This window comes from Opitutales bacterium (assembly GCA_013215165.1).
GTDB lineage: Bacteria > Verrucomicrobiota > Verrucomicrobiia > Opitutales > JABSRG01 > JABSRG01.
The window spans coordinates 25,350-31,460 of record JABSRG010000048.1 but is presented as its reverse complement, the minus strand read 5'-3'; the positions used below and the strand labels follow the sequence as shown (position 1 = coordinate 31,460).

General features: G+C 50.4%; 6 protein-coding genes. 3 read left to right on the top strand and 3 right to left on the bottom strand.

Going from position 1 to position 6,111, the window contains the following annotated elements:
- Positions 1 to 233 precede the first annotated feature (233 nt).
- Together HRU10_11185 and HRU10_11180 are read right to left on the bottom strand one after the other, a co-directional pair.
- Entirely contained in the window at positions 234 to 2,018 is a 1,785-nt protein-coding gene (locus tag HRU10_11185) for a response regulator (protein ID NRA27794.1), read from the bottom strand.
- A gap of 42 nt (positions 2,019 to 2,060) precedes the next feature.
- Complete coding sequence (locus HRU10_11180; protein NRA27793.1) at positions 2,061 to 3,440, bottom strand: PAS domain S-box protein; 1,380 nt, start codon at positions 3,438 to 3,440, stop codon at positions 2,061 to 2,063.
- Between the two features lie 282 nt (positions 3,441 to 3,722).
- On the opposite strand from HRU10_11180, the gene HRU10_11175 reads away from it, so the two are divergent.
- Positions 3,723 to 4,241, top strand: a complete 519-nt coding sequence (locus tag HRU10_11175) for a heme-binding protein (GenBank protein ID NRA27792.1) — start codon at positions 3,723 to 3,725, stop codon at positions 4,239 to 4,241.
- 140 nt (positions 4,242 to 4,381) lie between these two features.
- Here the strand turns inward: HRU10_11175 and HRU10_11170 are convergent, their stop codons facing one another.
- Positions 4,382 to 4,654, bottom strand: coding sequence for a hypothetical protein (locus tag HRU10_11170; GenBank protein NRA27791.1), 273 nt, complete (start codon positions 4,652 to 4,654; stop codon positions 4,382 to 4,384).
- A gap of 77 nt (positions 4,655 to 4,731) precedes the next feature.
- Here HRU10_11170 and HRU10_11165 point away from each other — a divergent pair, with 77 nt between their 5' ends.
- Together HRU10_11165 and HRU10_11160 are read left to right on the top strand one after the other, a co-directional pair.
- The gene (locus tag HRU10_11165) at positions 4,732 to 5,124 is read left to right on the top strand and encodes a hypothetical protein (protein NRA27790.1); all 393 of its coding nucleotides are present in this window, start codon (positions 4,732 to 4,734) and stop codon (positions 5,122 to 5,124) included.
- A 326-nt stretch (positions 5,125 to 5,450) separates the two neighbouring features.
- On the top strand, positions 5,451 to 5,711 hold the full coding sequence (locus tag HRU10_11160; protein NRA27789.1) for an antitoxin: 261 nt from the start codon (positions 5,451 to 5,453) through the stop codon (positions 5,709 to 5,711).
- Positions 5,712 to 6,111: the final 400 nt, after the last annotated feature.

The window sequence follows — 6,111 nt, the reverse complement described above, 5'->3', positions numbered from 1 at the left end:
GCAGTTTCCCTCAGCTTCATCTCCGGTGACCGGTTCGAAGAAGTTCAGATTTTCACTGACTGGAGAATATATAGTCACGGTCACATTAGGCACGGCGCTCTGTTGAGGCGCAGGCCGTTACTTCGATCCACACCGCAGGGGCGAGGCGACAGAGCGCCTCAACTGCAACCACTGAAGCCGAGGAGAGACAACTGGAACAACTCCCCGTCCTTTCAATTGCACCCCTTTAAACATCAAGCATCGAGCCTGATGGAGGGCACCTGGGCCCAACGATCTATCACTGCGGTGAGTTCATCGCGCTTAATCGGTTTGGTGATGAAGTCGGTCATCCCAGCATCCAGGCACTCGCGCCTATTCTCTTCACGCGCGTGCGCTGTGAGGGCGATAATTGGGACTTGAGCACAAGCTAGCCCCGCTGCGCCTTCGCGTATCTTGCGCGTTGCGGTAAGCCCGTCCATTTCTGGCATTTGTACATCCATCAACACGATGTCAAAGGTGTCACGCTCGAGCGCAACGATCGCCTCGATACCATTGCCAGCCATGGATGAATCGATCCCGATACGCTTGAGCGTGTGATTCATCACCTGCTGGTTCGTCCGATTCTCTTCAACTACAAGGACACGAATATCTTTATTGGCAGATACCTGAGTATCCGGCCCGTCGTCATTGGACTGTTCCGACACTTCGGAAATAGAAATAAGGGTGTGTTCAAATTCATCTCGGTTCAAAGGTTTGGTGAGATAAGCAGCAAATCCCCCATCTGCGACTGCGCTCGCGTTGAAATTACCCATGGAAGACGTCAAAACCAGAGGCAGCGAATCAAAGCGTGCGTCGGCACGGATGGCACGGGATAAGGCCAATCCATCCATACCGGCCATTTTCAGATCAATGATAACCAGATCTATCGGTTCATTGCGTTGAATAGAATTATAAAGCAATTCCAACGCATGCGGCCCATTGGAGGCTGAAAATGACTGCCCGCCCACGGCAGAGACCATATTTTGAAGCAGCGCCAAATCCACCTTATTGTCATCAACTACAAAGATACGTTTGCCTCCCAATTGCTCCACTCCTCCAACACTGACTCGTGCCTCCCGACCCAGAGGCATCGTGACGGTCACAGTAAAATTAGACCCGATACCATGCTGACTCTCGGCAAAAATATCACCCCCCATCATCTGAGCTAGCTCACGGCAGATAGAGAGCCCGAGACCTGTGCCCCCGAATCTACGGGTAGTCGATGAGTCAGCCTGAACGAAGGGATCGAATATACTTCGCAGTTTCTCAGGCTCTATGCCAATGCCAGTATCTTTGACTTCAAAACGCACGCAGGCTTCTTGATCGGTCTGTTCTCCGAGGCTGACCCGCACCTCAATTTTTCCAGCCTCCGTAAATTTAAGAGCATTGCTCCCCAGATTGAAGAGAACCTGCCGCAGGCGGACTGAATCGCCCTCAAGCATACTGGGAACGTCAGCAGCCACCTCGCATGTAAACTGCAGACCTTTTTGACGTGCACTGAGCATAAAGTGCGATGTGAACTCATGCATGAGTGAGCGCAGATTGAAATCAACACTCTCGAGATGCATCATACCGGCCTCAATTTTAGAGATATCCAAGAGCTCGTTGATCAATACCAAAAGACCGTCCCCACTCGATGCAATGACCTCGGCATATTGACGCTCCTCATCACTGAGGTTTTTAGAATCGACCAATAGGCTCGCCATCCCAATGACAACATTGAGTGGAGTACGAATCTCATGGCTCATATTGGCGAGAAATTGACTCTTCGCTGTATTGGCTTGCTGAGCTTGCTCAGCCATAATGCCCAATTCCTGTCGCTGCTTCACTTGGTCCGTGATGTCCCAGTTCGTACCGACCATACGGACCGGTTTTCCGTCTGCATTCCGATAGACCTGACCCTGGCCAAATATGTGGCGCACCGCGCCATCGGGGTGCTGGATGCGAAACTCGATTTCGAAATCACGATCACCGTCCAATGCCTCCTCAAGAGCACCCACAGCACGATCGTAGTCATCGGGATGAACGCCGTTCTCCCAAGCCTAAACTGCCTTCGGAAAATCATCGGGAGAAACTCCATAGAGCTCAAACATCTGATCGTCCCACTCAAGGATGTCTTCAACGACATTCCAATCATAGACTCCGACGCGTCCGACAGATGTGGCGAGCCGAAGCCGTTCATTTACGTTCTCAAGCTCTTGGGACAAACGGTGAGTCTCGGTAATATCCTCCACCTGAGAGACAAAATAAAGAGGCTCATTGTCGCGACCTCTAACCAAGGACACATTGAGCCGAGCCCAAATAATGTGCCCATCTGGATGGAAATAACGCTTTTCCAAACGATAGCCATTTTGCTTTCCATCAAGCGTTTCATGCAACAAGCGGAGATCCTCTTCTAGATCCTCAGGATGGGTCAGCTCTTGAAATGTCTTAGTCAGCAATGCCTCTTCTGAATAACCAAAGAACCGAACACACTGCTCATTTACTTCAATAAATCTACCGTCTATACCCACGATACATGTCCCCAATCCACTGCCCTTGAAAGCACCACGAAAACGCTGCTCACTCTCCAAAAAAGCCTCCTGCGCCTTTATTTTCTCAGTCACATCCACGGCGACTACCATATAACCGATTATACGGTTATCTTGGCTTTTGATCGTCGTGACAGTAAGCCTCAGGGTAAGCGCTTCACCTTCTTTCGTAGCCACACCCCACTCATGCGAATCGGATCCATTTAGATTCGGCAAATGGAAGAGCACATCATCTAAAACCAGGTCAGGCTCACTTAATTCAACCAAGCGCAGAGCGAGTTCTTTCGCATCCAGAAACGCGTTTAAATGCCAACGGCCCACTATCTCTGAGGCCGCGTAACCCAGAAGAGCTTCAGAACCAGCATTGAAGACAGTTATCTTGCCCTCAAGATTGGTGACCATCAATGCAAAATCTGTCGATGCTGTGAGCGTCTGTTGTAGCCGAGCATTTGAATCTTCCAAAAGCGATCGTTGATGTCGCTGAGCGTCCACATCCTGAAAGGTCCCGAAAAGCCGGATCAGCTTTCCATCAACGCGCTCAGATTGACCGATAGCCCGCACCCAGCGTTCACGTCCGCTCGCGGTCACGATTTGAAGCTCTAGATCCCAGGGAGTCCCATCGGCGATACAACGCGAAATAGCATCAGCTATCATATCACGGCTATACCCTTCCTTATAGAAATCAATCCCTTCCTCCAAGCCGGGCTCATAATCTACAGGAACCTCGTGAAGCTCACAGACGATAGGTGACCAATAGATCTGGCTCGTATCCATATCGACCTCCCACACCCCTATCTTGGCCGCTCGACTGGTAGCCTCTAGAATCTCAAGACGGCGCTGCTGGTCCGGACCACCGCCTTCAAATTCGGGAGCGTTATGAGGCAAGTTCATAAAGGGTTTCAGTGAGTATTATGTAGATCGAATGTTCAGACTCCGAAAACTCGCCCAAGCAGCTTAAATCCTAACTCAATCCTTGATAAATCGGTATCATAAGAACCGTTTTACAAATGTTTATTAACGTTGTGATGTAGACCTAGTTTAGGTTGAGATGGATCAAATCAAACCAACTTGACGCCACCCACTGTAACTGAATCGGCTGCGCAGAATTGAAAGGTCCTCAAGTATGCACTCGGTATTATAGGAATGAGAGCCCTTAGCCTAATACTCACTTTCATGACTGCGACCCTTTCAACCACCTCGGCAACCGAGGAAGCCTTCCCACAAACCAAAGCTGGCGACATAGAAATCAAAACGATACCAGCCAGCCGCTTGATCATGGCTGAGTCGAACAGTGGCTACTTCGACGCAAACAACGGCCTATTCCAGCCCCTCTTTCGCTACATTAGTCAAAACGACATCAAAATGACCAGCCCCGTTGAGGCTGAAATTGACCCTGGGAAAATGTATTTCTACATCGGAAGAGACGCGGCAGATCGTGACTTTCAGTCTACCCGCAACGTTACTGTCATTGAGAAAAAAGAGCGCATTGTCGCAAGCATTGGCGTGCGCGGTGGTTACTCACGAAAAAACTTCGAAAACGCCCAAGCTGAGCTCGAAGCCTGGCTCGCCAAACACCCCACACATCAGGCCGCAGGTCAGGCGCGTGGCGTATACTGGAACGGACCCTTCACACCCGGATTCTTGAAACGCTTCGAAGTCCACATCCCCGTGGCACCCAGGAAACTAGAGTAGTCTCGGTCTGCTTCAGCCGCTCTTTCGGTGTCGACGAAGTGCGATTCTAAAGTGCTTTCTGCAGTTAGAGGGGCACGCTTAGTCATGACCGAGTCCCCAAACAAAAAAGACAGTGAAGCAGCGATTCTGCGCGGAATCCCCTAGGGTTCAAAGGTATCATCCTGACGATCGAGCATCGCACCGATCAGTAGCTCAAAAACATCGACTCCGGCCCGACGCGCCTGTTCGCATAGACGCGCATCGATCACGGGCGTATGCAGCTCCTGACTATCACTGGGAAAGGCCAGATATACCTTAAGAGCCTCTGCAACAAACTTCGAAAGCGCCTCTCCACGAGTCTGCGCAGACTCTATAGCCTTTTCGAGTAACGTGGATTCTATCGTGATAGTTATTTCTTCAGAACAGGGACGCATACGAGTATTAACCTTGCATCAAAAGAACTGAGAAATCATTAGCTTAGGTCAACGCAATTTTGCATATTCTTGCATACATGAGTAGGCAAAGATCTGCAAGCGTCCTTCGGACAACGATTTCACTGGATGCCGAAATCTCCAAGAAGGCCAAAGAAACTGCCAAGGCGCAGAATATGAAATTCTCCAATTATCTGGAGAGATTGATCGAAGACGACCTGGAGCGAAATGCGGGCAGAGGGGACCCTATGGACCCAGAAATTATGATCAGGGTCACCGAACGTCTCAGCGGAGCGATCGAAGCCAAAGATATGCGAGACGCCCTAGCTGCCCTTGGAGTCGAAGATCAACCCAAACTACTGCGCCACCTCATCCAAAACTGGCTCACATGGGCCCAGAATCTTCCAGAATCCGAAGAGCGCAAAGTCGCCGAATATCCCGGACTCTACCCAAATAAAAAGAAGCAATCGTAAGGTAAATACCACCTTAGCTCCAAAAAATGCGTCTATTCGCGCGCATTAGTGTTAACTAGCAGACCCGAGAAATTGGGCCTAGCCGACGCTGTATTCAGTTGAAGCCGGGACGCTCTGTCGGCTCACGAATAGCACGGTGCCACGTCGACCACAACGGCAGCCCCAGCGGCGACAGAGCGCCGCTGCTACATCATTTTGCTTACAGTAGATTCCTCCCCCTCACAGCCCCCATCTCAAAACAGAAAATTCGCGTTTATTCGCGGACCCGAACCCAAAGCACGACTTCAACACTTTACACAAATTCATTTAAATGCGAATATGTTTTTATGCGCACAACAATAGATCTGGATCCACAACTCATGCGTGCAGTAAAAATTAAAGCCGCGACTGAAGACCGTACTTTGAAAGACCTGTTAGCGGAACTGATCACGATCGGCTTGGGCTCACAGAGCCTGGGAGCGCAAGCAGTCAAACCTTCTGCCAAGGACCTTCCCTCGATTTCTTGCAAAGGCCCTCCGGTATCCAACGAACGAGCACTCGCGCTCTTTGCAGATGCAGACCACGCCGAGTCGCTCAGCCATGGATGAGATCCTGATCGATACGAATGTCTGGCTCGCGGCCAGTTTTGATTCTCACCTACATCACAACATATGCCGCCAGTTTCTTGTCGAAAATGCCCCAAAAGTCCGGCTATGCCGGGCGGTGTAGCAATCTTGGTTACAGCTCCTCTCTACACCCACCGTACAAAAGGGACTAGGCTCTGATCCCATAGATAATACTCAAGCCATCGAAATCGTCTCTGCATTCACCCAGAGCCTTCATATTTCAAAAATCACCAAAGAACCCGACCGGCTCGAAAGACTTTGGACGCAGTTTGCGTCCGCCCCGACAGCCTCGCCGAAAGTCTGGATGGACGCTTTCTTCGCAGCGTTTGCAATCTGCTCCAATATGGCATGGGCCACACTCGACTCCGATTTCCATCGTTTC

What these genes read in the sequence shown, in the direction of transcription:
- HRU10_11160 (NRA27789.1), top strand. Translation starts at nt 5,451, where the DNA reads ATGCGCACAACAATAGATCTGGATCCACAACTCATGCGTGCAGTAAAA.
- HRU10_11180 (NRA27793.1), bottom strand. Translation starts at nt 3,440, where the DNA reads ATGAACTTGCCTCATAACGCTCCCGAATTTGAAGGCGGTGGTCCGGAC.
- HRU10_11170 (NRA27791.1), bottom strand. Translation starts at nt 4,654, where the DNA reads ATGCGTCCCTGTTCTGAAGAAATAACTATCACGATAGAATCCACGTTA.
- HRU10_11175 (NRA27792.1), top strand. Translation starts at nt 3,723, where the DNA reads ATGACTGCGACCCTTTCAACCACCTCGGCAACCGAGGAAGCCTTCCCA.
- HRU10_11165 (NRA27790.1), top strand. Translation starts at nt 4,732, where the DNA reads ATGAGTAGGCAAAGATCTGCAAGCGTCCTTCGGACAACGATTTCACTG.